Genomic DNA, 25,967 nt, shown 5'->3' on the forward strand with positions numbered 1-25,967 from the left:
TGCAAAAATCGTGAAGCTTGAGCATGCTTGGCGGAGATTGGACGGACGGAACGATGACGGATTTCAAGTGGCGCCATTTCCAGGGTGATGTGATCCTGTGGGCGGTGCGCTGGTATTGTCGCTATCCGATCAGCTATCGCGACCTTGAGGAAATGCTGGCGGAACGCGGCATTTCGGTCGACCATACGACGATCTATCGCTGGGTCCAGTGCTACGCCCCGGAGATGGAGAAGCGGCTGCGCTGGTTCTGGCGGCGTGGCTTTGATCCGAGCTGGCGCCTGGATGAAACCTACGTCAAGGTGCGGGGCAAGTGGACCTACCTGTACCGGGCAGTCGACAAGCGGGGCGACACGATCGATTTCTACCTGTCGCCGACCCGCAGCGCCAAGGCAGCGAAGCGGTTCCTGGGCAAGGCCCTGCGAGGCCTGAAGCACTGGGAAAAGCCTGCCACGCTCAATACCGACAAAGCGCCGAGCTATGGTGCAGCGATCACCGAATTGAAGCGCGAAGGAAAGCTGGACCGGGAGACGGCCCACCGGCAGGTGAAGTATCTCAATAACGTGATCGAGGCCGATCACGGAAAGCTCAAGATACTGATCAAGCCGGTGCGCGGTTTCAAATCGATCCCCACGGCCTATGCCACGATCAAGGGATTCGAAGTCATGCGAGCCCTGCGCAAAGGACAGGCTCGCCCCTGGTGCCTGCAGCCCGGCATCAGGGGCGAGGTGCGCCTTGTGGAGAGAGCTTTTGGCATTGGGCCCTCGGCGCTGACGGAGGCCATGGGCATGCTCAACCACCATTTCGCAGCAGCCGCCTGATCGGCGCAGAGCGACAGCCTACCTCTGACTGCCGCCAATCTTTGCAACAGAGCCCACGCGACAGCTGCTCGCGCAGGCTGGGTGCCAAGCTCTCGGGTAACATCAAGGCCCGATCCTTGGAGCCCTTGCCCTCCCGCACGATGATCGTGCCGTGATCGAAATCCAGATCCTTGACCCGCAGTTGCAAACCCTCACTGATCCGCATGCCCGTTCCATACAGAAGCTGGGCGAACAAACGATGCTCGCCTTCCAGAAAACCGAGGATGCGAACCACTTCATCCGGGGTCAGCACCACCGGCAAGCGCCGCGACGGCCGAGGTCTTCCGATCTCCTGAAGCCAGGGCAGATCCGTGCACAGCACCTTGCCGTAGAAGAACAGCAAGGCCGCCAATGCCTGACGATGCGTGGAGACCGAAACCTTGCGCTCGTTCGCCAGCCAGGACAGAAATGCCTCGACTTCGCTGCTGCCCAAGGTTGCCGGGTGACGCACACCGTGGAAACGGATGAAGGCACGAACCCAGTTGACATAAGCCTGTTCGGTTCGTAAACTGTAATGCAAGTAGCGTATGCGCTCACGCAACTGGTCCAGAACCTTGACCGAACGCAGCGGTGGTAACGGCGCAGTGGCGGTTTTCATGGCTTGTTATGACTGTTTTTTTGTACAGTCTATGCCTCGGGCATCCAAGCAGCAAGCGCGTTACGCCGTGGGTCGATGTTTGATGTTATGGAGCAGCAACGATGTTACGCAGCAGGGCAGTCGCCCTAAAACAAAGTTAGACATCATGAGTAACGCAGTACCCGCCGAGATTTCGGTACAGCTATCACTGGCTCTCAACGCCATCGAGCGTCATCTGGAATCAACGTTGCTGGCCGTGCATTTGTACGGCTCTGCACTGGACGGTGGCCTGAAGCCATACAGTGATATTGATTTGCTGGTTACTGTGGCTGCACAGCTCGATGAGACTGTCCGACAAGCCCTGGTCGTAGATCTCTTGGAAATTTCTGCCTCCCCTGGCCAAAGTGAGGCTCTCCGCGCCTTGGAAGTTACCATCGTCGTGCATGGTGATGTTGTCCCTTGGCGTTATCCGGCCAGACGGGAACTGCAATTCGGGGAGTGGCAGCGTAAGGACATTCTTGCGGGCATCTTCGAGCCCGCCACAACCGATGTTGATCTGGCTATTCTGCTAACTAAAGTAAGGCAGCATAGCCTTGCATTGGCAGGTTCGGCCGCAGAGGATTTCTTTAACCCAGTTCCGGAAGGCGATCTATTCAAGGCATTGAGCGACACTCTGAAACTATGGAATTCGCAGCCGGATTGGGAAGGCGATGAGCGGAATGTAGTGCTTACCTTGTCTCGCATTTGGTACAGCGCAGCAACCGGCAAGATCGCACCGAAGGATATCGTTGCCAACTGGGCAATTGAGCGTCTGCCAGATCAACATAAGCCCGTACTGCTTGAAGCCCGGCAGGCTTATCTTGGACAAGGAGAAGATTGCTTGGCCTCACGCGCGGATCAGTTGGCGGCGTTCGTTCACTTCGTGAAACATGAAGCCACTAAATTGCTTGGTGCCATGCCAGTGATGTCTAACAATTCATTCAAGCCGAACCCGCTTCGCGGGTCGGCTTAATTCAGGTGTTAGATGCACTAAGCACATAATTGCTCACAGCCAAACTATCAGGTCAAGTCTGCTTTTATTATTTTTAAGCGTGCATAATAAGCCCTACACAAATTGGGAGATATATCATGAAAGGCTGGCTTTTTCTTGTTATCGCAATAGTTGGCGAAGTAATCGCAACATCCGCATTAAAATCTAGCGAGGGCTTTACTAAGCTTGCCCCTTCCGCCGTTGTCATAATCGGTTATGGCATCGCATTTTATTTTCTTTCTCTGGTTCTGAAATCCATCCCTGTCGGTGTTGCTTATGCAGTCTGGTCGGGACTCGGCGTCGTCATAATTACAGCCATTGCCTGGTTGCTTCATGGGCAAAAGCTTGATGCGTGGGGCTTTGTAGGTATGGGGCTCATAATTGCTGCCTTTTTGCTCGCCCGATCCCCATCGTGGAAGTCGCTGCGGAGGCCGACGCCATGGTGACGGTGTTCGGCATTCTGAATCTCACCGAGGACTCCTTCTTCGATGAGAGCCGGCGGCTAGACCCCGCCGGCGCTGTCACCGCGGCGATCGAAATGCTGCGAGTCGGATCAGACGTCGTGGATGTCGGACCGGCCGCCAGCCATCCGGACGCGAGGCCTGTATCGCCGGCCGATGAGATCAGACGTATTGCGCCGCTCTTAGACGCCCTGTCCGATCAGATGCACCGTGTTTCAATCGACAGCTTCCAACCGGAAACCCAGCGCTATGCGCTCAAGCGCGGCGTGGGCTACCTGAACGATATCCAAGGATTTCCTGACCCTGCGCTCTATCCCGATATTGCTGAGGCGGACTGCAGGCTGGTGGTTATGCACTCAGCGCAGCGGGATGGCATCGCCACCCGCACCGGTCACCTTCGACCCGAAGACGCGCTCGACGAGATTGTGCGGTTCTTCGAGGCGCGGGTTTCCGCCTTGCGACGGAGCGGGGTCGCTGCCGACCGGCTCATCCTCGATCCGGGGATGGGATTTTTCTTGAGCCCCGCACCGGAAACATCGCTGCACGTGCTGTCGAACCTTCAAAAGCTGAAGTCGGCGTTGGGGCTTCCGCTATTGGTCTCGGTGTCGCGGAAATCCTTCTTGGGCGCCACCGTTGGCCTTCCTGTAAAGGATCTGGGTCCAGCGAGCCTTGCGGCGGAACTTCACGCGATCGGCAATGGCGCTGACTACGTCCGCACCCACGCGCCTGGAGATCTGCGAAGCGCAATCACCTTCTCGGAAACCCTCGCGAAATTTCGCAGTCGCAACGCCAGAGACCGAGGGTTAGATCATGCCTAGCATTCACCTTCCGGCCGCCCGCTAGCTGTATGAGGTCATGAGGTTGTTGACTCGTGTCGGTGTCGCAGAGGCGGGCGGTTGCCCGTCGTGAGCGCCGTGGGGACGGTGATAGTTGTAGTGCCGGTTCCACACTTCGAGCGCGGTAGCGCGTTCGTCTTCTGAGCGCCAGGTGCGAGCGTAGAGAAACTCTTCGGCGAGGATCCGGTTGTAGCGCTCGACTTTGCCGTTGTGTCGGGGCGTGTATGGGGTGATGCGCTGGTGTCGGCTGGTCCCGACTGCGTCGCGGAAAGCTGCGGATCGGTAGCAGGAGCCGTTGTCGGTTACGACGCGCTCGATCCCGGCGATGCCGTGCTCGGCGAACCAAGCTCTTGCACGCCCGAGGAACGCGACGGCAGTGACGGCTTTCTCATCCGGCAACGCTTCGGTGTACGCGAGTCGGGTGTGCCCGTCGATGGCCGAATGCAGATAGACGTACCCCGTCTTCGTGCCTCGGGTCTTCTTACGTGCAACAGCTTTAGCCTTCTCGCTGCCTTTGCCGTGCACGCGCCACCCGCCGCCATCGGGGATGCGACCGACCTTCTTCACGTCCAGGTGCACCATGTGGCCGGGACGTTTGGTGGTGATGTGTTGCGGTTCCCGGTTCGTCTCGCCGTTGGGGTCAATAAACTTGCGCTGGTTCAGGCCCAGCTGCGCGAGGAGCCGGGTGATGGTGCGCCGGCTGACCGGTGTTCCCGCTTGCTTGAGCTCGAATGCGATACGCGACGCCGACCATTTATGTTCTCGTCGCATTGACTCGATCTGCTTCACGAGGCGGCCAGGCGTTGCAGAGGGCTGCCGGATCGGCGACGACGAGCGGTCCATTAGGCCGACCTTCCCGAATCGTTTGTATCGGTTGACCCATTTCGAGGCGGTCGCACGGGAGACCCCCATCTCGGCGGCAACATGAGAAATGGGTCGAGTCCGACAGCGCGCGACGAGTCGACGACGACCTTCGACCGTCAGGGGCGCGTTTGCGTGCGTCACTTGACCACCTCGCTCTCGACGGGTGCAATCAGCCGAAGAAGCGGAACTGCGAGCAGTAGTGCCGTGGTGGTCACGAGCACGGCTACCCAAACGGGTCCGAGCGCGCCCGGCATAACGCTGAGTGCGGCAGAGGCGAGCACGGGACCGGCTGCCGCGCCCACGTTGAGTGCCGCTGTCGCGTATGACCCCGCCATGGTGGGCGCACCCGCCGCGGCATAAAGCACTCGCGTGATCAGCGTGCTCCCGACGGCGAACCCCACCACACCCTGAGCGAAAACGAGCCCGAGCAGGGCGACGGGGTTCGTTGCGAAGAGCGCCAGCGCGACCCACCCGAGCACCAGAACGCTGCCACCGCCCACGATGACGATGCGGGGTCGGGCATCCGAGAGCCGTCCCGCAACGGTGACGCCGATGAAGGAGCCGACGCCGAAGAACACAAGCGCCACCGGCACCCACCACTGGGTCAGGCCGGCGGTGTCCGTAACGATCGGCGCGAGAAAGGTCAGCGTGGCGAATGTGCCGGCATTCACAAGGGCAGCGAGCAGCATCGTTAGGACGAGGCGCGGAGAGGACAGCTGCGCCAGCTCCACGCGCAACGAGGTCGAGGACGACTCCTCCTTTGACGAGTCGTCGGCTTTAGTGGTGAAGCCCGCAGCGATGCCGATCGCAGCGGGGATGCAGAGAAGTGCGATCGCCCAGAACGTCGACTGCCAGCCAAGTGCCGTACCAAGTAGCGTACCCGCGGGGACGCCTGCGACGGTGGCGACGGTGGTACCCGCCAGCAGAACCGCCACGGCCCGACCTTTGGCATCGGGTGCTACGAGTTTTGTTGCCGCACCCAACGCGACCGCCAAGAAGCCTGCATTAACGATCGCCGCGATCACGCGCGTGATAAACAGAACAGTGAAGTGCGGGGTGAGAGCCCCGATGATATGGGTCAGCGCGAAACCGATCACGCAACCCAGGAGTGTCGCTTTTACAGGGAGGCGACGAGTGAACGCGGCCATCACAGGTGCACCGATTACCATCCCTGCGGCGAACGCCGACGTCAGGAGACCAGCGGTCCCCACGGAAAGGCCGAAGTATCTGGAAATGTCGGGCACGAGGCCGGCGAGCATGAATTCGGAAGTACCCATGGCAAAGACCACCAGGGCAAGAAGATAAAGAGCGAAAGGCATCGAGATAGCTCCGAAGCGAGAGTACGAACAAGAGAACGTCTCGTCACCACGGTCAGCGCCCAAAGGACACCCGAATGACATGCTGCACGTAGCGGGCAGCAGGGAGCTAGGGGCTCAGCTGAGGTGAGGGGCTGACGGCGTGACCGAAAGCCCCTGAGTGTCCGATTCAGGGCTCGACATACGACTCATCGTAGCCGCTTACGTCGCCACCCACAAAGCACGTCAACAACCTCATGGCCAGCAACAGCTAGCGGACCCTGGTCAGGTTCCGCGAAGGTGGGCGCAGACATGCTGGGCTCGTCAGGATCAAACTGCACTATGAGGCGGCGGTTCATACCGCGCCAGGGGAGCGAATGGACAGCGAGGAGCCTCCGAACGTTCGGGTCGCCTGCTCGGGTGATATCGACGAGGTTGTGCGGCTGATGCACGACGCTGCGGCGTGGATGTCCGCCAAGGGAACGCCCGCCTGGGACGTCGCGCGGATCGACCGGACATTCGCGGAGACCTTCGTCCTGAGATCCGAGCTCCTAGTCGCGAGTTGCAGCGACGGCATCGTCGGCTGTTGCACCTTGTCGGCCGAGGATCCCGAGTTCTGGCCCGACGCCCTCAAGGGGGAGGCCGCATATCTGCACAAGCTCGCGGTGCGACGGACACATGCGGGCCGGGGTGTCAGCTCCGCGCTGATCGAGGCTTGCCGCCATGCCGCGCGAACGCAGGGGTGCGCCAAGCTGCGGCTCGACTGCCACCCGAACCTGCGTGGCCTATACGAGCGGCTCGGATTCACCCACGTCGACACTTTCAATCCCGGCTGGGATCCAACCTTCATCGCAGAACGCCTAGAACTCGAAATCTAACGTCCGTTCGGGCATCGAGGTCCATGTCGGGGTGGGACGGGCCCGTGGCTTCAAGATCACTTGCAGTCCGACCGCGATGTCTTGGTTGCGCGAGAGGTTGTCGATATCCTCCACTTCCATCATCAACCCTGGATAATGCCGCCGCCGTCATCGCCGCCGACGCCCGTGCCGGGCTTTTCGGGCCTGTCAGGCTTGCTCGGCCTTCAGCCTGCCTGGGCGAGATCTCCGGCGGACGGATTAACGGCGGAGCTTCGCCGCCTTTCGTGCGTGTGAAGGCCGAAGATAGTTCTCTCAAAAACATCCGTTTATGAGAGATACCAAATGTCATTTTCAGAAGACGACTGCACCAGTTGATTGGGCGTAATGGCTGTTGTGCAGCCAGCTCCTGACAGTTCAATATCAGAAGTGATCTGCACCAATCTCGACTATGCTCAATACTCGTGTGGGCTCTGTTGCAAAAATCGTGAAGCTTGAGCATGCTTGGCGGAGATTGGACGGACGGAACGATGACGGATTTCAAGTGGCGCCATTTCCAGGGTGATGTGATCCTGTGGGCGGTGCGCTGGTATTGTCGCTATCCGATCAGCTATCGCGACCTTGAGGAAATGCTGGCGGAACGCGGCATTTCGGTCGACCATACGACGATCTATCGCTGGGTCCAGTGCTACGCCCCGGAGATGGAGAAGCGGCTGCGCTGGTTCTGGCGGCGTGGCTTTGATCCGAGCTGGCGCCTGGATGAAACCTACGTCAAGGTGCGGGGCAAGTGGACCTACCTGTACCGGGCAGTCGACAAGCGGGGCGACACGATCGATTTCTACCTGTCGCCGACCCGCAGCGCCAAGGCAGCGAAGCGGTTCCTGGGCAAGGCCCTGCGAGGCCTGAAGCACTGGGAAAAGCCTGCCACGCTCAATACCGACAAAGCGCCGAGCTATGGTGCAGCGATCACCGAATTGAAGCGCGAAGGAAAGCTGGACCGGGAGACGGCCCACCGGCAGGTGAAGTATCTCAATAACGTGATCGAGGCCGATCACGGAAAGCTCAAGATACTGATCAAGCCGGTGCGCGGTTTCAAATCGATCCCCACGGCCTATGCCACGATCAAGGGATTCGAAGTCATGCGAGCCCTGCGCAAAGGACAGGCTCGCCCCTGGTGCCTGCAGCCCGGCATCAGGGGCGAGGTGCGCCTTGTGGAGAGAGCTTTTGGCATTGGGCCCTCGGCGCTGACGGAGGCCATGGGCATGCTCAACCACCATTTCGCAGCAGCCGCCTGATCGGCGCAGAGCGACAGCCTACCTCTGACTGCCGCCAATCTTTGCAACAGAGCCCCTCATCGTGCACAATCCCCCTCATATCGGCAATGGAGAGGCTTGCCAGTGGTATCCCCGTCCGCTCGGTCCCGAAATCCCGCAGCAGTTTCGCCAAGGCCAACGCGTAGACCCGAGAATCATCGCGCCCGTAGACGACATCGAGCTTGTCAATCGCCTCGTGCCATGACGTGACCCGCAGGGGCGCCATGGTCTGCCTGGCAGTCAGCCGCGACACCCGCCACGCTATCCACAGTGCCACCAGTGCGAGAAGGGCACCTGCCAGAACGAGATAGAAGGGGGAGGCGGCGAATGGTGCGACAAGGTTGTCAGCCACGGCGCCTCCGCAGAACATCGACGAGGAGGGGGACCACCTCGTCGGAGGAGGAGATGGTGGCGTGGTGGACGCCGCAATCCTGGAGGAGACGTCGAGTAGTCTCGGCCGCACCCTCACGCTGGTGCTGCACGTGGCGCGCCAGCACACGGTCTCCGCGAACGTAGGCCGGGACGATCTCACCAGTCCCGATATCGACCATCTGATCGACCCCGCCCTCCGTCATCGGCATGTCACCGATGCGGACAGCGAAAAGCTCGTGACGCGACCTGACGCGGCGGATCATGTCAGAGTCCTTGGGCCACGCCTCATCCGTCACGAGAATAATGAGGCTGCGTTGGCGCGTCACCGTCAACGCTCTCGCCAGAAGCCCCGCGACGTCACTCGGGGCGGACGCGTTCTCGTATGCTCTCTCCGCGCTCGCGAGAAGGAACTCGACATGGTCTCGGCCGTGGCGCGCCGGCAGCGCGTGATTCGCTCCCGCATCGCCCCACACGAGACCGAGACGGTCCCCCCGGTGGGATCCCAGATAGGCGAGAACATCGGAGGCCCAGAGGGCGATATCGCTTTTGCGTTCCCTCGATGGGGCTGCGGCCAGCATGTCCCGCCCAGTATCGAGGACGAGCTGAGTGAACACATCAGATTCTCGTTCGAAGCGACGAATGATCGGGTGGCCGGCACGAGCCGACGATTTCCAGTCGATCGAGGACACGTCGTCACCGGGACGGTAGTCGACCTGGTCATCGAAGTCGATGCCGTGGCCGGTGAGTATGGAGGAATGATGACCATCGGTGTGGCCGACTGCCCGCCTGACTGTCGGCAGCTCGAGCCGAGCCCGCACGAGAGCCATGCGGGTGGCGGCACTCCCCCGGCGTGTCACGGTGTCGGCACCGCCGCGAAGACGGAGTCGATCAGCGCCTCGGTGGGAATGTCTGCCGCGAGCGCATCGTATGTCCTGATCATCCTGTGCCGGAGCACCGAATATCTCAACGTCCGAATATCGTCCGGGACGACATAGTTGCGGCCGGCGAGGAGTGCGAGGGACTGCCCTGCCCTCATGAGCGCCAGCGAACCTCGGGGGGATGCTCCGACACGGACGTGTCTGCGCAGGTCCGCGACGGGACGGGGGCCTCCCCCGCGGGTCGTGTTGATGAGGGCGACAATGTAGGCCTTGATCGCATCGTCCACGTACACGCGGCCAGCAATATCTTGGAGGAACAGCACGTCGTCCGTGCTGACGGGCTCTGCCGCCGATTGGCCGAAAGCTCGTTCCGCTGTCTTCGTGAGAATCTCCACCTCGTGTGCCGGTGAGGGATAGGTGAGGACTTCCTTGAGGAGGAATCTGTCCATCTGCGCCTCGGGGAGAATGTACGTCCCCTCCTCATCGACAGGGTTTTGGGTTGCCAGCACCATGAACGGATCGGGCAGGTGATAGATCGTTCCCCCGATCGACGTCTGCCGTTCCTGCATTGCCTCCAGCATCGCGGACTGGGTTTTGGCGGATGAGCGGTTGATCTCATCGAGCAGCACCATGTTGGCGTGGACGGGACCCAGCTGGGTCGAGAACCGGCCAGTTTCATACGTGTAGATCTGGGTTCCGACGATGTCATTCGGCATGAGATCCGGGGTGCATTGGATGCGGGAGAACGTTCCGGATGTGGCGCGGGCGAGAGTCACCGCGGCCGTGGTCTTCGCAAGTCCAGGCACCGATTCGAGGAGGACGTGGCCGCGTGCCATGAGGGACACGATCAGAGCCTGATAGAGGCCCGTCTGGCCGACCACCGTCGCGGCGAAAATATCGTTGACGCGGCCGAGGATCTCTCGTGCCCGCGCCATCTCGTCCGCGTCGATCTTCCCGTTCGCGACCTGCATGGTTCTCCCATCGACTCACTGCTACCGGGTCTCATTCCATCACGTCCGCCCCGGTTAGGACATAACCTTGGGGAGTGACCACTACCCTTCGTCTGCTCAAACCCTCAGGCCTGTCATGGCCGCTCGTTGTCGGAGTTCTCGCCACGATCGCGGCGGGACTCACAACCGGCATCTATGCCGAAGGGCTTCTCGCCGACCCGGGGCTCGTCACTCGCTGGGCTGTCCCGATTCTCACATACGCCAGGGACACAGTTGCCGCATTGACCTTCGGCGGCTTCCTCGTGGCCGCAGCCATCTATTCTCCAACCTTGGAGGAACGGCCGCGACGGGAGGTGTCCTACGACTCTCCCGAATGGTCCCGCATCCTGCGCTTCTGCAGGACGGGCGCGGTGATCTGGCCGATCGTTGAGATCGCACTTCTTGTCGTCACCTACTCGTCGGTTGCCGGGGTCAGCCTGGGGTCGCCCACTCTCGGCCAGGGCATGTGGCAGTTCATCACCGAGATCGAACTGGGCACGATCATGCTCTGGTCCGTCATCCTCACCGTCCTCGTGTCGATCATCGCTGTCACGGCGTCCAGCCTGGCCGGGGCGGCCTGGGGGCTGGGACTGTCCGCTGTCGCCATGATCCCTATCGCACTCACCGGGCACGCGGCCGGGGCGGCCTCTCACACGCTTGCCGTCTCCTCGATCTACCTCCACCTTCTGGCGATGAGCGCGTGGGCGGGCGGACTCGTCGCCTTCCTTGTCACAGCGTCCCCTGACCGCCGTCTCGCCGCCTACACGGCCCGCTATTCGACGATTGCGGGATGGGCGGTCGGTTTGACGATCTACTCGGGTTTCCTGGCCGCCGTGATCCGTTTCAACTCCCCGCTCGAGCTTGTCACGACAGGCTACGGGAGGCTGCTTCTCATCAAGGTCATCGCAACGGGGGCTCTTGCCCTTGCCGGTCTCGCTCATCGGCGGCGGACGATCGGGCAGATCGAGTCGACTCAGCGTCCGTTCGTTCGGCTCGCCGTGGGTGAAGGCCTGCTCATGGCAGGCGTGATCGGCGTGGCTGCCGCCCTCAGCAACTCGGCACCCCCAGTTCCGCAGGACCCGGTTCCCGATCCGTCACCGACATTTCTGCTCTCCCAGTACCCGGTTCCCCCCTACCCTGAGGCGATCAACTATCTGACGCAGTGGCGTCTGGAGCCTATCCTGGCGCTCGTGTCCGTCCTCGGCATCGTCCAGTATGTGCGCTGGGTGCGCCGTCTTCGCCGGCGCGGAGACGCCTGGTCCGGCCTGCGCACAGCCTCCTGGATTGCGGGCATGGTCGTCTTCTTCTGGATCACGAACGGCGGCCCCACCGTCTACGGGGCAGTCCTGTTCTCCTCCCACATGTTCATGCACATGGTTCTCGCCATGGTGATCCCGATCCTTCTCGTTCTGGGGGCACCGGTCACACTTGTCGCCCGGGCCGTGCCTGCCCGTACCGACGGGTCTCGCGGCGGGCGGGAGATCCTCCTGGCCGTCGCCCATTCCCCTTACGCAGGCTTCTGGGCACATCCGGTTGTCGCCGCGATCAACTTCTCGGGGTCTCTGGTCCTGTTCTATTTCACGGACCTTTTCTACCTGTCTCTCACGACGCACGTGGGGCACCTGCTCATGGTTCTCCATTTCACGCTGGCCGGCTACATGTTCGCGAATGCGCTCATCGGGATCGATCCCGGGCCCCGGCGCCCGCCGTTCGCCCTCCGTCTCGTGCTCCTCTTCGCCACCATGGCATTCCATGCGTTCTTCGGCATCGCCGTCATCTCCTCGACGAGCGTTCTCGCGAACGAGTTCTTCGGATGGTTGGGCCTGCCCTGGGGTGTGGATGCTCTGCGGGACCAGGAGGTTGGCGGCGCTATCACGTGGGGTATCGGCGAGTTCCCGACAGTCGTGTTGGCCATCGCTGTTGCCGTCATGTGGGGCATGTCGGACGACAAGCAGGCGAAGCAGCTCGATCGGCGCGCAGACCGGGATGATGATGCGGAGCTCAAGGCCTATAACGACATGCTGGCCGCCCGCGCACACGGCGCAAAGTGACCGCACGTCCCCACCTATGCCAGTATTGACCTAATCCCGCTCCGGGACTTCCGCCGACATGAATGCCACGCTATGAGTGAGAACAAGACACCCTCCCCGAATCTCAGCACGGGGATCAAATCGATGCTCATTATTCTGGGCGTCGCTCTCTCCATCATCATCTTCCTCATCTGGTCCGCGATCATCCAGTCCGGGGGCCGGCTCGCGACAGAGAACATCTTCGCCGATCAGTCCCAGACGCAGACGCAGACGCAGGAGCCTGTCGACAGTGATGATGTGGACCGTGTCGGCCCCGCTCGGGACGCCGTCATCGCGATCGTCAACGCCCCGTCCTGCGAGAGTGTCGAGAATGATGCTGCGGTTCTCGAGGACCTGGTGACAGCCTCGCTCCAGCAGGGCGGGATAGCCGATGATGATCGTCAGCTCATTGTCGACACGCTCAAGAAGATCGACGAGGCCTGCCCGAAAGACTTCAGCCTTTCGCTGTCCGACCAGCTTTCGGGCGCAGGCGTCTCCATCGAACTCGCACAGATCTCGGTCGATGCGAACTGGGTGAGCAAGATGAGGCCCGCACCCGAGGGTGCCCAAGCATTGACGGCACTCACAACAGACGGCCGCAATATTCACTGCACGATCGAGTCCACCCGTGCGGCGTGTTCGATCTATACGTACACGTTCCCCTCCATCCCGGCATCCTGTGAAACCTATACGCAGACCTTTGTCGTCTCGGAGACGGGCGACACGGATGCTCTCTGCTCGTGGCGGCTCCAGGCAGAGAATCTCGTGACCTCCGGGACGTTTGCGAATGACACCTTCGCCTGCGACGTCCGGGACGGCGGTGGGACTGTCGAATGCTGGTCACAGCTCTCCGGCAAGGGCTTCGAGATCAACCGCAACGGTTCGCGGACGTTCTGAACGTCCCATAAGATCACGGTTTTATCCGTGATAATAGGGTATGGCTTCTCCCGGTTGGATCCCGAACTATCACGGCGCGTGGGCGATGATCGTCGTGCCGCCCCTCGTCGGCATCGCACTGTCCTCGTTTCACCCCGAACACATCCTGCTTCTCGGAACATGGTGGGTCGGATACTTCGCATTCTTCGCCATCGGCCTCTGGTTGAAGTCCCGGCGCAAGGCCCGCTACCGCAAGCCTGCTGCCGTCTATAGTGCACTGACGGCCCTCGTCGGCATTCCCCTCGCGCTCCTCGTCCCCGGGCTCCTCATCTGGCTACCCGTGTTCCTGCCGCTTGTCATCATCACGTTCTGGCAGTCGATCGCCCGCCGGGATCGATCCCTGCTCAACGACACCGTGACGGTCCTGGCCGCAGGCCTCATGACACCCGTCGCCTTCCATCTCGCCGTCCTCCTGGGAACGGACCCGGCGGGCAGGGCGGGCTGGGAGGCGTGGAGCTGGATGTGGCTGGCCACCGCCTCCATCACCGCATACTTCATCGGCACAGCGCTCTACGTCAAGACGAACATCCGCGAACGGGGGAACATCCGGTTCTTCCGCATCGCCGTCGGCTATCACGCCATCGCCGCCATGATCGTGACGGCCTTCGCCGCGGCGGGAGCCCTGCCCGCCCTTCATGCGGCACTCTGGTGGGCCCTCGTCATCCGCACGTGGGCGGTGGCGTCCTATTCGGCGAGAATCGGGCGCAGAGTATCCGCGAAGACCATCGGCATGTGGGAGTTCGCCACCACTCTTGCCATCACCGGCTCACTCCTCATGTGAGGAACATCCGAGACGCGTATGCCCCAGCGGCCGCGAGTATGCGGTCATTGGCCTCGCGGGAACCGATGCTGACCCTGACCCCACCGGGGAATGCTCGAACCGTGATCCCCGCCCGGGCAGCATCGGCGACGAATCCGTCTTTGTCCGTGACAGGAAGCCATACGAAGTTCGCCTGAGAGGACGGAACGGCGAAACCGCTCTCCGTCAAGGCGGCCGCGACTCGTGTCCGCTCCCCCATGACCACCCGGCACCGGGCCGCGATCTCGGTTTCTGATTCGAGTGCGGCATGGGCCGCCGCCTGGGCGAGACTGTTCACCCCGAAGGGCGTTGCCACCGCCCGCAGTGTTGCGGCACTGGCGGGATGTGCGAGAGCGTAGCCGACCCGCAGTCCAGCCAGTGAGTAGGCCTTGGAGAAGGTTCGCAGGATGATGAGATTGGGGTGCTTAGCCAACAGCTCGACAGATCTGACAGGGTCTGCCATGTCGACGAAATCGATGTAGGCCTCGTCGAGGACGACGATGACATCGTCACGCACCGTGTGAAGGAAGCGCTCCAGGTCACTGTGGGTGAGAGCGTTGCCCGTCGGGTTGTTCGGTGAGCACACCATGACGACGGCCGTCCTGTCAGTCACTGCAGACAGCATTCCCGCCAGGTCATGGTCGCCTTCGGCCGTGAGGGGGACCGTGATAGCGGTGGCACCGGCGATGGCTATAGCGATCGGGTAGGCCTCGAAACTGCGCCACGGAAGCACCACCTCGCTTCCCGGCTCGCAGGCGGCGTCAAGGATCTTCTCGATCATCGCAACCGATCCGTTCGACACGACCACGCCGGCAGGGTCGATGCGGTGACGGGCCGCGATCCGGGCCGCCAGGCCGGACGCGAACATGTCCGGATAGGAATGGAGTGATCCTACGCCCTGAGCGATCGCCGCCTGCACGCCGGGCAATGGCCCGTATGGCATCTCGTTCGAGGACAGCTTGATGATCGACGAGTCGCTGCCAGGCTTGCCGGGGACATAGGCGGGCAGGCTGGCAAGGTCGTGGCGGAACAGGCTCATGTGATCATCATGCCCGCCTGAGTAGAGTTGTGCCCATGAAGTTCATAGTTCGTACTCTCGTCTCCGCCCTCGCACTCTGGCTGACAAGCCTGCTCCTCACCGGAGTGGAGGCACCGACAGCCCAGACCGACCGGGAGTTTGTCCTCTATCTTCTCGGCGCCGGCGCAATCTATGCCCTCGTCACCGCCATCATTCGGCCCATCCTCGTCGTCCTCTCCATCCCGTTCTACATCCTCACCCTCGGCCTATGGTCACTTGTCGTCAACGCCGCCATCCTGCTCCTGTCATCCTGGCTCGCGAACCAGTTCGGCTGGGGATTGACCATTGCAGACAGGTGGTCGGCCGTGCTGGGTGGACTCGTCATGGCGATCATCATCATGATCGTCGATGGGTTCCTTCCGAAGGATCTCCGGCGCTGATGTCCGAGTACGTCAAGCACGGCAGCCGCCGCCAGATCGCCTTCGAGGCCGCAGGCCTGCGAGACCTGCGTGACCACGGAGCGACCGTTGCCGACCTCGTGTGGGTGCGAGACACGGAACTGGCCACCCGGATGATCGACCATGCTCCGCCGACGGCTGACACTGCGCGCGGCCTGGGACGCATGCTGGCACGCCTGCACGGCACCCACAGTCGCGTATTCGGCCAGGCGCCTCCCGGTTTTGATCTCGGCGTGCACGGGGCGGGGACGATGGGAGGGGAAACCCTCCCGCTCGTGACGGACGGAGCACGCCCGTGGGGAGTGTTCTATGCGGAGGACCGCATCCTCCCCTATCTCCAGTCCGCCCGGGACAACGGCTCGATCGACCAGCAGGGCGCTACCATCATCACCACCCTCGCGGAGCGGCTGCGTGACGGCGACTTCGATACTGATGACCCGCCGTCGATCCTGCACGGAGACCTCTGGTCCGGAAACGTCATATGGTCCCCGGAGGGAGCCATCCTCATCGATCCGGCCTCGCACGCGGGCCACCGGGAATCTGACCTTGCGCAGCTCGCCGTCTTCGGTGCGCCGCTTCTCGACGACATCATGGCCGGCTACGAGGACGCATACCCGCTGGGTGCGGGATGGCAGGAACGAGTCGCCCTCCACCAGCTTCACATCCTCATCGTTCACGCCTCACTCTTCGGCGGCCCCTACGGGACGCGCACGGTCAGCGCAGCAGCGGCATACCTCTGACTTCGACGGGGCAGGCCCTGACCCGGGCCTCATTGGGTGAGGTAGGGCTCGATCTCTGCCCTGACCTGCTTCCGGTCGACCACACCAGACGGCAATGTCGGCAGCTCGAGCACGGGAACGATACGGCGGGGCACAGCATGCTCGGGGAGATGCTGGCGGCACAGTGAGCGAACGTCTTCCGTGTCCAGCGTGACGCCTTTCGCGATGACGACAGCGCCGATGATGTCGGGCCCAGCCCCACGGTCGAAACCGATGACGGCTGCCGCCGCAATGCTCGGATGGGTGATAAGAACACTCTCCACCTCGGAGGGGACGACTGTCATTCCGGCCGTGGCGATGAGATCGCCTATGGGGTCGATGACGGTCACGAAACCGTCCTCGTCCACCGTCACGAGATCACCCGTGTGCAGCCATCCGTCCGCTGACAGTGCCTTTCGCGTCTCCTCCTCATCGCCCCAATAACCCGAGAAGACCTGGGGGCCGCGAAGAAGGAGCTCTCCGTGGCCAGCGGCACGCGGCTCCACTCTCATCTGCGTTGACGGAAGCGGAATACCAGCCGTCCCCGTACGGTGCGAAAGATGGCAGGGGTGCCCCAGTGCGAGGTGGGAGCACTCTGCCATTCCATACGTTTCGATGAGAACGCCGCCCGTGAGAGACTCCCACATGCTCGCGATGTCATCTCTGACGGGAACCGGGGAGATGCTGATGCTCACCGTCAAGTCGACGCCCCGCCGCCGCTCCGCTAGAGCCGCGAACATCGGCGGAACTGTCCACATGACAGTGGGGGCACGTGAGGCGGCAGCATCGAGAACAGCATCGGCATCGGCCGAGTAGAAAAGAACAAGGTTCCCCTCCATCGCCATCCCCACCACCATCACCGTCACGAAGGCATGGGAGGGCACCAGCGCATAGATGGTGGGCCCGGACTGACCCAGCCACGATGCTGCCTGACGGGCGCTCGCGTGCAGGTTGAGATGAGAAAGCATCGCGCCCTTGAAGCGGGCCGTATAGGAGATCATGGCTGGGTCGTCCGCCGCGGGGCGGGGATGATCGTGCGCCAGGGGAGGGTTTGACCTGAGAGAGGCCCACGCCACGGTCCCCTCCGTCGAGGCCGTCAACTCGGCTCTCCTGCTCCGCGATGTCGGGAAGGGCAGACTGAGAGACATTCTCGTACGACGGGATAGCTCGTCGAGGAGGGTGACGGCGACAATCGTATCGAGCGCAAAACCTCTGCCCGAGATCTTGGCAACCGATTTGTCCCACGCTATCGCCACGCGTGCACCATGATCGTGGAACATGGCCCGCAGGTCGCGTTTGGTCGAGCGCGGGTCGTGGTCGACCACGATAGCGCCAAGTCGGAGCACCGCGAAGAACGCGACGACATGCTGGGGGCAGTCGGGGAGCAGGAGCGCAACACGATCCCCGACCCCAACCCCGAGACGACGCAGGCCCTCGGCCACGGACGCCACCTGGCGCCCCAGTTCCGCGTAGCTCGTCTCGCGGCCGTCGAACGTGAGCGCCGGACGATCGCCCGCGCCCGCGACTGCGTCATCGAGGAGGTCGATGAGGGAACCCGTCGGGCTCTCGATATTCTCGGGCACTCCGCGATAGTGCATCGTCCAGGGCTTAGCATGTGACGTCATACGATCATCTTCCGCTCTGGCTCCCGCTGCGCCGCGGGAGACGCGCCACAATGTGAACCCCCTATCCCGTCTCGCCCACCGCGTTCGTTAGGGTGGTGCACATGAGCACACTCAGCCCGCTTGATGGTCGATACGCATCCTACGTCTCCCCACTCGTCGACTACCTCTCCGAGGACGCCCTCAACCGGGCTCGGGTGACGGTCGAGGTCGAGTGGCTCATCTACCTCGTTGACGCCGGCATCCTGCCCGGCGAGTTCAGCGCGGATGAACGCGACGAACTCCGTAACATCCAGGTGGACATCGCCGAACTTGCAGGCATTGAGGCTGAGACGCGCCACGACGTCAAGGCCGTCGAATACTACCTGCGCAAGCGCGTCAAATACCCCGATATCGTGCACATCTTCTGCACGTCAGAAGACATCAACAACCTTGCCTACGCGCTCACGATTCGGGATGCTGTCAACCGAGTCTGGCTGCCTGCCGCACGCAAGCTCACGCAGCAGTTCGCGGATCTCGCGATTGAACACCGCGACCAGCCGATGCTGTCGCGCACGCACGGGCAGACCGCGACCCCCACAACGCTGGGGAAGGAGATGGCGGTGTTCGCGTGGCGGCTCACCCGCCAGCTCGACCGCATCAGCGCCGCCGACTACCTGGGCAAGATCAACGGTGCGACGGGCACGTACGGCGCACATGTCGCCGCCCTGCCCGACGTGGACTGGATCGCGCATTCGCGCCGATTCGTCGAATCACTCGGCCTCACCTGGAATCCGTTGACGACGCAGATCGAATCCCATGACTGGCAGTCAGAGCTCTATGCGGACATGGCACGGTTCAATCGCATCCTCCACAACATCGCAACAGACATGTGGACCTATATCTCGCTCGACTATTTCCACCAGAACCTCGCGGCGCAGGGATCGACGGGTTCGTCGACGATGCCGCACAAGGTGAACCCCATTCGTTTCGAGAACGCCGAGGCGAATCTCGAGATCTCGAGCGCACTCCTTGATGTCCTCGGTGCCACTCTCGTCACGTCCCGCATGCAGAGGGATCTGACGGATTCGAGCACGCAGCGCAACATCGGTGTCGCTTTCGGGCATTCCCTCCTCGCCATCGACAACGTGTCTCGCGGACTCGCCGGCCTCGATGTGGGAACGGAAGCCCTGGAAAGGGATCTCGACAACGCCTGGGAGGTTCTCGGGGAACCCATTCAGCAGGCCATGAGGGCTGCCGCGATCAATGGGGCAGAAGGCATGGAGAATCCGTATGAACGGCTCAAGGACCTCACCCGTGGCCAGAAGGTGACGGAGCCGCTCATGCGTGAGTTCATTGCGTCCCTCGGCATCCCCGCCGATGTGGAGGCGCGTCTCCTCGCACTCACCCCCGCCACCTACACGGGCCTCGCCTCGAAGCTCGTCGACTACCTGGGAGAATAATGGATCAAGAACTGACCGGCGTGGCCGGCTGGGCCGTCGATGTCATGGAGACCCTGGGTGGATTCGGGGCCTTCCTCCTCATCGGGCTCGAGAACCTCTTCCCGCCCCTCCCCTCGGAGATCATCCTCCCCCTTGCGGGATTCACGGCCTCCCTCGGCAGCCTCGGGCTCGTCGAGATGATCCTCTGGTGCACGGCCGGCTCCGTTGTCGGGGCCTGGCTGCTGTATGGCGTCGGCGCAGCCCTCGGCCGCGAACGCACCCGCGCCATCATGGGCGCCCTCCCCCTCGTCAACGTGGACGACATCGTCCGCACGGAGGCGTGGTTCGATCGGCACGGCAAGTGGACCGTCCTCCTGGGACGCATGATCCCGATCTTCCGATCGTTGATCTCGATTCCTGCGGGCGTGACACGCATGAGATTCGTGACCTTCACGGCGCTGACGCTCACCGGCTCCCTTATCTGGAACACGGCGCTGATCTATGCCGGCTATGTTCTCGGCGAGAACTGGACCCGGGTCGAAGGATGGGTGGGCACGCTCTCGAAGATCGTCATCGTCTGCGTCGTCGCATTCCTTGTCTGGTGGATCGGCCGGCGCACCGTCAACAACGTGAGGATCAAGCGCCGCGAGGCGGATGATCCAGAGGCATAGGAGCACCGACAGGGAGGGGAGCAGGTTACTGCTCCCCTCCGCTCTACTCGCCGTTCCGCATCTGACCCTCGAGGTAGTGCAGGATCGCGCCCTCTCTCATCGCCCACGGACATATCTCGATCCGGTCGAGCTTGAGAGATTTCATGGCACGCCAGGCAACTTCGGCGCCTGCCACGATCTGGAAGGTTCGTTCGGGCGTGATGCCGGGAAGCTCGGTTCGTGCCGCTGCCGGGATCTTCGCGAGCCTGCCCACCCAGTCCTCAAGGTCGGAGCGTGACATGCGGCGGCGCTCGGTGGGGCCGACAACGGCGACAAGCTGCCCGCCGAGCCGAGCGAGAGAGCGGAATGTCTTGGACGTGCCGACGACATGGTCAGGGCGGGGAAGCTGCTTGAGAGACTCGGCGAGCGGCTTCATCTCTTTCTTGATGTAGTCCCTCATGAGGGAGATCTGTTCCGGTGTCGGGGGATCATCGTGGAGGAACTTCTTCGTCAGCCGCCCCGCGCCAAGCGGAACAGATGCCGAGAATTCGGGGTTCTCGTCGATTCCGTACGCGGCTTCGAAGGAACCCCCTCCGATGTCGAGGACGAGGAGCCGGCCCGCACCCCAGCCGTGCCAGCGGCGGGCGGCAAGGAAGGTCAGATCCGCTTCCTGCTTCCCGGAGAGGACTGTGAGATTAATGCCGGCGAGTTCTTCAAGACCCGCGAGAACCTCTGGCCCGTTGTCCGCCTCCCGGAGTGCGGACGTGGCCATGCCGATCACTTCTTTCGCTCCGAAGCGTTCCGCGAACAGCATGGCGCGGCTGACGGCCTCCCGGAGTTGGATCACGCCCTCGTCCGTCACCCGATTGTCTTCATCGAGATACTTCATCAGCCGGATCACCGTGCGATCATCGGCTGCGGGAGCCGGCCGGGCTCCATAGTGAGCATCCACGACAAGCATGTGGACGGTATTTGAACCGATATCGAGAACTCCAAGACGCATGGGACTAGCGTAATGCAGTACCCTCGATAGAGGACCAGAAAGATTGAGGAATCGTGTCGAATACTTACACTCTCCCACTGACTCCCGGCCAGCTGCGTGGATACCTGGAGAACGGGCTCGACTATGTTTCGGGCTTGGCCGTGGATTCCGAAGACATTGACGAGATCACGGAGATCGCGGATCTTATCGAACTGTTCCAGATCGGTTTCACAGACAGCCCCTACAAGGCGGACGAGCCGTTCTATGTCTTGGAACTCGTCGCGGGCCCGCTCGTGCAGTCCCGCCACGCGGTCGGCCCCCTGGATCCGCGCGCCTTCCTCGGCGGTATCTTCGAGGTGCTTCCGTTCGATGCGACGGGCGTGGCGAAAGCGGCCGGTATCGAGACGGACCTGCTGTGGATCGAACCGACCCGCGTGACAGAGGGATCGTCGATCTGGAAGTTCGAGCCGGGCCAGTCCGAACCCGACATGGTGGCCGCCTACCACGGCATCGCCTACGGATGGGAGACGGAGAACGGCTTCAAGGCCATCGTTCCCACCAACTTCCTCGGCACCGTCATCAAACGGTCCTGGGGTGAGATCCCGTGCGACGTGGAGCTGGAGGATGGCAAGCCTGTCGCCGTCACCATGGTCTCCCCTGCCGCACCGACCGTCGAGAACGGCTTCGAGCAGATCGACTCGGGACTGTTCGCGAAACGGATCGCCTACACGGATGACATGGAGATCTACGAGGCGCAGAAGATCGCGAAGGTTGACGGTGTGCCGTCTCGCGTGCTCCGCCCCATCCGGCGGGACGGGGAGATGCTCCTCGAAGTGCAGTCGCTCCTCCCCGACGCCCCCTACACGCGGGCCAACGGTTTCTCCCGCTACGCGCCCACCGTGTTCGTCAAGGCAGTCCCCCTCGAGGGCGTCCAGGCCCAGGCTCGTGTCGCCACCCCGAAGACGTGGGTTATCGACGAGATCCAGCCGGCCACGCCAAGCGACCTCATGGGGAAGGATCTGACCGACACAAAGTCACTCATCCCCGATATCTACAGGCTCCTCGTCAACGCCGTGCCCGCGGGCTTCACGTCGATCACGATGTTCATGCAGGTTGTGGGCAACCATTTCGTCTTCCATGCCGAGTACAGCAAGGATGGCGAGAGTACTCGCATCACCTCGATCCCCACCGCGATCGTCCACTACACCCGTCAGCTCAAGAAGAACACGTACTCGAAGGAGGACGGCGGCTTCTTTATCGCGAAGTTCGTTTTCGACGCGACAGGCACCGGCAATTTCGGTTTCAATAAGTCGGACAAGCCGATGTGGGCCGCCCAGGTTCCCGTCGACGAGTGGGAGAGGGACCTTGCGGAGTTCCCGCGCCCCGGTTCCGCCACCCCCGACTGGCTCCTGGATGCTCGGCTCGGCAGGCTTGCCGCCGCACAGCCCGTCACGCCGGAAACTTCAGAGGGTGCCGCGTCAGGCAGGCCCGCAGAGCCGACACAGGAAGCGTCATCTGGCGCCGAGAACACAGAGGAGGACGACTTTGATACAACTCAAGGTTACATCCATCGCCACAGACGCTGACGTTGCCAAGGTGACAGAGCAGCTGGAGAACATCGGCGCCCTGAACGAGATCATGGTGACGTTGACCGCCGATTCGGCGGCCACGATCATCGTGACCGGTTCCGCGAGCGATGATGAGCTTCACGCCGCCATTGCCAAGGCCGGTGACTATTCGCTTGTCGACATTCAACGCCAGGGAATCGATCCCTACAACCGGGACCGCTAGAAACCCAGCTATGAACCGGAGAGCCGCTCTCCTCGTCGATACCGAGGACAGGTGGATACGTCAACCGCGCGATCTTGTCGGCGCGTCCATGTCCCTGCTCGGAATCGTCGCCATTCTCGCCTTCTCGGTCTACGCCTCGTCGACGACGCTGGCGGTGACAACCGACGTGCGGGAGGCCACCAACCACGTCTTGACGACCGTTTTCATCGTGCCCGTCAACGTGCTGGAAGGCCTGCTGACGTTCTTCGCACCTCTCGCGGTCCTCATCGAGCTCATGTGGACGAGACGCTGGCGTGCCCTGTCGAGCGCAGTGCTCGCCATGGCTCTCGCGGGGGCGCTGTCGAACGTGACCGTCTGGTTCCTCAAGGAGTACCTCCCCGAGTCACCGGTCACCACGACATTGGCCGTCGCGGTCGAGGGACAGTCGCTCGTCCTCCTCGTTCCCTATATGGCGATCATTTCTGCCCTGTGCACGGCGGCGGGCACGAGGGGTTCGCTCGTGTCGGTGCGATGGACGTGGCCGCTCCTGTGGACGGTTGTCATCCTGTCTATTCTCCAGGGCCAGCAGACTCTCCCCGGCGCGCTCTCGATCGTCCTCCTCGGATCGATGGTGGGCCAGCTGGTCGTCTTCATCCTCGGCACGATCCCCGAGCGTGCCAGCGGCCTCAACCTCGTTCGTCTCGTTCGACGCGCGGGCATCGACGCGACCGAGATCGTGCGCGTCGGATCCGACATCGACATCGACAACCTGTACGCGTGGCGGGTCACGACGTCTTCTCCCGTGGGCTACCTGGACCGCTTCGGCATCACACAGCTCCAGGAGTTCATCAACCGCACCTTCGATCCGATCGACATCGTCGATGAGGATTCGAAGACGGAATCGATCGTTCCGGAAGCGCTTGTCGACCCGGTCGCGGTCTTCGAGGACTATGAGGCGATGACGGTGCCCACCTCGGACACGGTCTCGCGCAACTACATCATCATCGACAGTGCCGGGGTGGCCCATCACGCCTCAGTGTTGGACGGAGACCGCCATATCCTCTCCTGGCTGTCCTCCACATGGTCGAAGATCCGCCTGCGGATCCAGTACCGGCGGTCAGACTCGACCATTCACGACACGGCCGACCAGGTGGCTCTCATGACCCTGGCGGCCCAGCACAACGGCATCATCGGCCCCGATCTTGTCGGCGTCTCATCCTCGGACGATTCCGCCATCATCGTGACGAAGCTTCTGCGGGCACCGTCCCTCCACAAGGTGCCCGTCGATGATCTGACGGATGACGTCATCGACCAGCTGTGGGATGTGCTCATCACCGCTCATCGAGGCGGTCTCGCCCACCGCAACATCCACGCCGGGATCGTCCTCGTCGACAACGGCGAACTGATCGTCACGAACTGGCATGACGGCACGATCGCATCCTCGGAGATCTCACGCCGCATCGACCTCGCGCAGGGTCTCGCCATGCTGGCCACCATCGTCGGTGTGGAGCGCGCTCTCGCATCGTTCGAGCGGGTCAATGGGCGCGAGCAGCTCATGACGACCGCACCGATCATGCAGCGCAGCATCATGCCCCGCCAGACTCTCTCCCACCTGGACGGCAAGACCTCGAAGAGCCTGCGCGAAGCGATCGCGGCGAAGGTGCCCTCGAGTGACGCCCCCACGCAGATCGAGGTGCGGCGGTTCTCTCCCAAGACGGTCACCTCCGTCATCGTGGGCGTGCTGGCCCTGTACATTCTTCTCGGCTCGATCAACTTCTCTGACGTGTGGGCGGCAATCAGGCAGGCCAACCCCGTCTATCTGGCCATCGCATTCGTCGCAGGATCCGTCCTCACCTATTTCGGGGCCGCCCTCCACCTCAAGGCATACACGCCGGAGAAGCTGCCGATTGCGGAGACCGCGACCGTCCAGGTCGCGGCATCGATCATCACGCTTGTCGTGCCGGCCGGCATCGGCCCCGCAGCCCTCAACCTGCGCTATCTCAACAAGAAGGGCATCCCCACGACGCTCGGCGTCGCTACCGTGTCGCTCGTCCAGATCGCCCAGCTGTTGACGACCATTCTGACGCTGCTGCTGATCTCTCTGCTCACGGGGCAGATCGGTGCTCTGGCGCTGCCGTCAGGGTCCCTCATCTTCACCATCCTCACGATCATCGCCCTGATCGCCGCCCTCCTGCTCATCAAGCCCCTGCGCCGCTGGCTGTTCGCGAAGGTGCGGCCAACGTTCGAGCAGGTGTGGCCCCGCGTGGTCTGGCTGACAACGCATCCTGACCGGATCCTTCTCGGTGTCGCAGGGTCTCTGCTCCAGTCCGTCGGATATGTCATGGCCTTCGGTTTCGCTCTCGCATCCTTCGGCTACTCGCTCCCGGTCATGACGCTCGCGATCACGTTCCTCATCTCCAACACGCTCGGTTCTGTCGTTCCCTCCCCCGGCGGCATCGGCCCCGTCGAGGCTGCTCTGACCGGCGGATTGGCGGTAGCCGGGATCCCCTACTCCATTGCGCTCTCCACGGCTCTCATCTACCGCCTGTTCACCTTCTGGGGGCGGGTCCCTCTCGGCTGGTTCGCGCTCCGCTACCTGCAGCGCAAGGACCTCGTGTGAGACGACTCCTGCTCCCCGCAGGATTCACGGCAGGGGCTTTCGTTCTCTATACGGCGCTGTCGTGGATCATGTGGGACAACTACATCTCGCCCTCGTGGGATCTTGGCATCTTCACCCAGCTCGCGGACGCTTACGCTCGTCTCGACACCCCGATCGTCAACATCAAGGGTGAGGGCTACAACCTGCTCGGGGATCACTTCCACCCGATACTCGTCCTCCTTGCCCCGTTCTTCCGGCTCTTCCCCACCGGTTTCACTCTGCTCGTCATCCAGGCAGGGATGTTTGCCCTCTCGGCGTGGCCGATCGTCAGCCTTGCCGAGGAGAGACTCGGCCGCCGGTCTGCCCTCCTCGTGGGCGCCTCCTACGTCCTCTCGTGGGGCCTGATCAACGCCGTGTGGGCACAGTTCCACGAGATCGCTTTCGCTGTCCCCCTCCTCGCCTTCGGTCTTGTCTGGTCTGGTGGGTGCGAGGATCTCTCCCACAAGCAGCCATCGCCATCTCTCTCCTCGTCTTCGTCAAGGAAGACTTGGGGCTGACG

25 protein-coding genes and 1 pseudogene are annotated in these 25,967 nt (G+C 62.4%); 17 read left to right on the top strand and 9 right to left on the bottom strand.

Annotated features, from left to right (window positions below):
* Nucleotides 1–53 precede the first annotated feature (53 nt).
* Complete coding sequence (locus H2O75_RS10280) at nucleotides 54–818, top strand: IS6-like element IS6100 family transposase (RefSeq protein WP_001389365.1); 765 nt, start codon at nucleotides 54–56, stop codon at nucleotides 816–818.
* Between the two features lie 55 nt (nucleotides 819–873).
* On the opposite strand, the pseudogene intI1 reads toward H2O75_RS10280, so the two are convergent.
* A pseudogene (intI1, locus tag H2O75_RS10285) lies at nucleotides 874–1,455 on the bottom strand (class 1 integron integrase IntI1); the annotation flags it as partial.
* A 145-nt stretch (nucleotides 1,456–1,600) separates the two neighbouring features.
* Here intI1 and H2O75_RS10290 point away from each other — a divergent pair.
* From H2O75_RS10290 to sul1, 3 genes are all read left to right on the top strand, one after another.
* Nucleotides 1,601–2,446, top strand: a complete 846-nt coding sequence (locus tag H2O75_RS10290) for an ANT(3'')-Ia family aminoglycoside nucleotidyltransferase AadA11 (protein WP_048608579.1) — start codon at nucleotides 1,601–1,603, stop codon at nucleotides 2,444–2,446.
* Nucleotides 2,447–2,562: 116 nt separating this feature from the next.
* A complete protein-coding gene (locus tag H2O75_RS10295) occupies nucleotides 2,563–2,910 on the top strand; it encodes a quaternary ammonium compound efflux SMR transporter QacE delta 1 (RefSeq protein WP_000679427.1) in 348 nt (115 codons plus the stop codon).
* Nucleotides 2,904–3,743 (top strand): sulfonamide-resistant dihydropteroate synthase Sul1, encoded by an 840-nt coding sequence (gene sul1, locus H2O75_RS10300; RefSeq protein WP_094980939.1) that lies wholly within the window; start codon nucleotides 2,904–2,906, stop codon nucleotides 3,741–3,743. Before H2O75_RS10295 ends, sul1 begins: the two co-directional genes overlap by 7 nt.
* A 21-nt stretch (nucleotides 3,744–3,764) precedes the next feature.
* On the opposite strand, the gene H2O75_RS10305 is transcribed toward sul1, so the two are convergent.
* Complete coding sequence (locus tag H2O75_RS10305; protein ID WP_182171687.1) at nucleotides 3,765–4,766, bottom strand: IS481 family transposase; 1,002 nt, start codon at nucleotides 4,764–4,766, stop codon at nucleotides 3,765–3,767.
* Nucleotides 4,763–5,944, bottom strand: a complete 1,182-nt coding sequence (locus H2O75_RS10310; RefSeq protein WP_065247304.1) for a Cmx/CmrA family chloramphenicol efflux MFS transporter — start codon at nucleotides 5,942–5,944, stop codon at nucleotides 4,763–4,765. The genes H2O75_RS10305 and H2O75_RS10310 overlap by 4 nt, the downstream gene beginning before the upstream one ends.
* Nucleotides 5,945–6,297: 353 nt before the next feature.
* Between H2O75_RS10310 and H2O75_RS10315 the strand changes: the two genes are divergently transcribed.
* Both H2O75_RS10315 and H2O75_RS10325 read left to right on the top strand, forming a co-directional pair.
* Nucleotides 6,298–6,798 (top strand): GNAT family N-acetyltransferase, encoded by a 501-nt coding sequence (locus H2O75_RS10315; RefSeq protein WP_000376623.1) that lies wholly within the window; start codon nucleotides 6,298–6,300, stop codon nucleotides 6,796–6,798.
* A 506-nt stretch (nucleotides 6,799–7,304) separates the two neighbouring features.
* Nucleotides 7,305–8,069, top strand: a complete 765-nt coding sequence (locus tag H2O75_RS10325; protein WP_001389365.1) for an IS6-like element IS6100 family transposase — start codon at nucleotides 7,305–7,307, stop codon at nucleotides 8,067–8,069.
* On the opposite strand, the gene H2O75_RS10850 is transcribed toward H2O75_RS10325, so the two are convergent.
* The 3 genes from H2O75_RS10850 to H2O75_RS10340 are packed head-to-tail and all read right to left on the bottom strand — an operon-like array spanning nucleotide 8,041 to nucleotide 10,308.
* Nucleotides 8,041–8,439, bottom strand: a complete 399-nt coding sequence (locus H2O75_RS10850; RefSeq protein WP_220462737.1) for a hypothetical protein — start codon at nucleotides 8,437–8,439, stop codon at nucleotides 8,041–8,043. The two genes, H2O75_RS10325 and H2O75_RS10850, sit on opposite strands and share 29 nt — an antisense overlap.
* The gene (locus tag H2O75_RS10335; RefSeq protein ID WP_182171690.1) at nucleotides 8,432–9,286 is read right to left on the bottom strand and encodes a DUF58 domain-containing protein; all 855 of its coding nucleotides are present in this window, start codon (nucleotides 9,284–9,286) and stop codon (nucleotides 8,432–8,434) included. Before H2O75_RS10335 ends, H2O75_RS10850 begins: the two co-directional genes overlap by 8 nt.
* Before the next feature lie 26 nt (nucleotides 9,287–9,312).
* Nucleotides 9,313–10,308 carry an AAA family ATPase gene (locus tag H2O75_RS10340; protein ID WP_182171693.1) on the bottom strand — a complete coding sequence of 332 codons (996 nt, stop codon included), beginning with the start codon at nucleotides 10,306–10,308 and terminating at the stop codon, nucleotides 9,313–9,315.
* Between the two features lie 74 nt (nucleotides 10,309–10,382).
* Here H2O75_RS10340 and H2O75_RS10345 point away from each other — a divergent pair, with 74 nt between their 5' ends.
* The 3 genes from H2O75_RS10345 (at nucleotide 10,383) to H2O75_RS10355 (ending at nucleotide 14,112) form a co-directional block, all read left to right on the top strand.
* Nucleotides 10,383–12,377, top strand: coding sequence for a bifunctional copper resistance protein CopD/cytochrome c oxidase assembly protein (locus H2O75_RS10345; protein ID WP_182171696.1), 1,995 nt, complete (start codon nucleotides 10,383–10,385; stop codon nucleotides 12,375–12,377).
* Nucleotides 12,378–12,449: 72 nt separating this feature from the next.
* Nucleotides 12,450–13,292, top strand: coding sequence for a hypothetical protein (locus tag H2O75_RS10350; RefSeq protein WP_182171699.1), 843 nt, complete (start codon nucleotides 12,450–12,452; stop codon nucleotides 13,290–13,292).
* Between the two features lie 40 nt (nucleotides 13,293–13,332).
* Nucleotides 13,333–14,112, top strand: coding sequence for a YwiC-like family protein (locus H2O75_RS10355; protein ID WP_182171702.1), 780 nt, complete (start codon nucleotides 13,333–13,335; stop codon nucleotides 14,110–14,112).
* Here H2O75_RS10355 and hisC read toward each other — a convergent pair.
* Nucleotides 14,105–15,169, bottom strand: coding sequence for a histidinol-phosphate transaminase (gene hisC, locus H2O75_RS10360; protein WP_182171705.1), 1,065 nt, complete (start codon nucleotides 15,167–15,169; stop codon nucleotides 14,105–14,107). The genes H2O75_RS10355 and hisC overlap by 8 nt on opposite strands.
* Nucleotides 15,170–15,204: 35 nt before the next feature.
* Here hisC and H2O75_RS10365 point away from each other — a divergent pair, with 35 nt between their 5' ends.
* Together H2O75_RS10365 and H2O75_RS10370 are read left to right on the top strand one after the other, a co-directional pair.
* The gene (locus H2O75_RS10365; protein WP_182171708.1) at nucleotides 15,205–15,588 is read left to right on the top strand and encodes a phage holin family protein; all 384 of its coding nucleotides are present in this window, start codon (nucleotides 15,205–15,207) and stop codon (nucleotides 15,586–15,588) included.
* Nucleotides 15,588–16,346: a fructosamine kinase family protein gene (locus H2O75_RS10370; protein ID WP_182171711.1), complete on the top strand. Its 759-nt coding sequence runs from the start codon at nucleotides 15,588–15,590 to the stop codon at nucleotides 16,344–16,346. Before H2O75_RS10365 ends, H2O75_RS10370 begins: the two co-directional genes overlap by 1 nt.
* Before the next feature lie 29 nt (nucleotides 16,347–16,375).
* On the opposite strand, the gene H2O75_RS10375 is transcribed toward H2O75_RS10370, so the two are convergent.
* Complete coding sequence (locus tag H2O75_RS10375; protein ID WP_182171714.1) at nucleotides 16,376–17,989, bottom strand: AMP-binding protein; 1,614 nt, start codon at nucleotides 17,987–17,989, stop codon at nucleotides 16,376–16,378.
* A gap of 101 nt (nucleotides 17,990–18,090) precedes the next feature.
* On the opposite strand from H2O75_RS10375, the gene purB reads away from it, so the two are divergent.
* Nucleotides 18,091–19,428 (top strand): adenylosuccinate lyase, encoded by a 1,338-nt coding sequence (gene purB / locus H2O75_RS10380; protein WP_182171717.1) that lies wholly within the window; start codon nucleotides 18,091–18,093, stop codon nucleotides 19,426–19,428.
* Nucleotides 19,428–20,078 carry a DedA family protein gene (locus tag H2O75_RS10385; protein ID WP_182171720.1) on the top strand — a complete coding sequence of 217 codons (651 nt, stop codon included), beginning with the start codon at nucleotides 19,428–19,430 and terminating at the stop codon, nucleotides 20,076–20,078. The genes purB and H2O75_RS10385 overlap by 1 nt, the downstream gene beginning before the upstream one ends.
* Before the next feature lie 43 nt (nucleotides 20,079–20,121).
* Here H2O75_RS10385 and H2O75_RS10390 read toward each other — a convergent pair whose 3' ends face one another.
* The gene (locus H2O75_RS10390; protein WP_182171723.1) at nucleotides 20,122–21,060 is read right to left on the bottom strand and encodes a Ppx/GppA family phosphatase; all 939 of its coding nucleotides are present in this window, start codon (nucleotides 21,058–21,060) and stop codon (nucleotides 20,122–20,124) included.
* 53 nt (nucleotides 21,061–21,113) lie between these two features.
* Here H2O75_RS10390 and H2O75_RS10395 point away from each other — a divergent pair, with 53 nt between their 5' ends.
* From H2O75_RS10395 to H2O75_RS10410, 4 genes are read left to right on the top strand one after another with little or no spacing between them, the layout of a single operon-like run.
* Nucleotides 21,114–22,625 (top strand): hypothetical protein, encoded by a 1,512-nt coding sequence (locus H2O75_RS10395; RefSeq protein WP_182171726.1) that lies wholly within the window; start codon nucleotides 21,114–21,116, stop codon nucleotides 22,623–22,625.
* A gap of 10 nt (nucleotides 22,626–22,635) precedes the next feature.
* Nucleotides 22,636–22,830 (top strand): hypothetical protein, encoded by a 195-nt coding sequence (locus H2O75_RS10400; RefSeq protein ID WP_182171729.1) that lies wholly within the window; start codon nucleotides 22,636–22,638, stop codon nucleotides 22,828–22,830.
* 10 nt (nucleotides 22,831–22,840) lie between these two features.
* Complete coding sequence (locus tag H2O75_RS10405) at nucleotides 22,841–25,429, top strand: lysylphosphatidylglycerol synthase transmembrane domain-containing protein (protein ID WP_182171732.1); 2,589 nt, start codon at nucleotides 22,841–22,843, stop codon at nucleotides 25,427–25,429.
* Nucleotides 25,426–25,965, top strand: a complete 540-nt coding sequence (locus tag H2O75_RS10410; RefSeq protein ID WP_259365254.1) for a DUF2079 domain-containing protein — start codon at nucleotides 25,426–25,428, stop codon at nucleotides 25,963–25,965. The genes H2O75_RS10405 and H2O75_RS10410 overlap by 4 nt, the downstream gene beginning before the upstream one ends.
* Nucleotides 25,966–25,967 lie beyond the last annotated feature (2 nt).

This window comes from Flaviflexus equikiangi, assembly GCF_014069875.1.
Taxonomy (GTDB): domain Bacteria; phylum Actinomycetota; class Actinomycetes; order Actinomycetales; family Actinomycetaceae; genus Flaviflexus; species Flaviflexus equikiangi.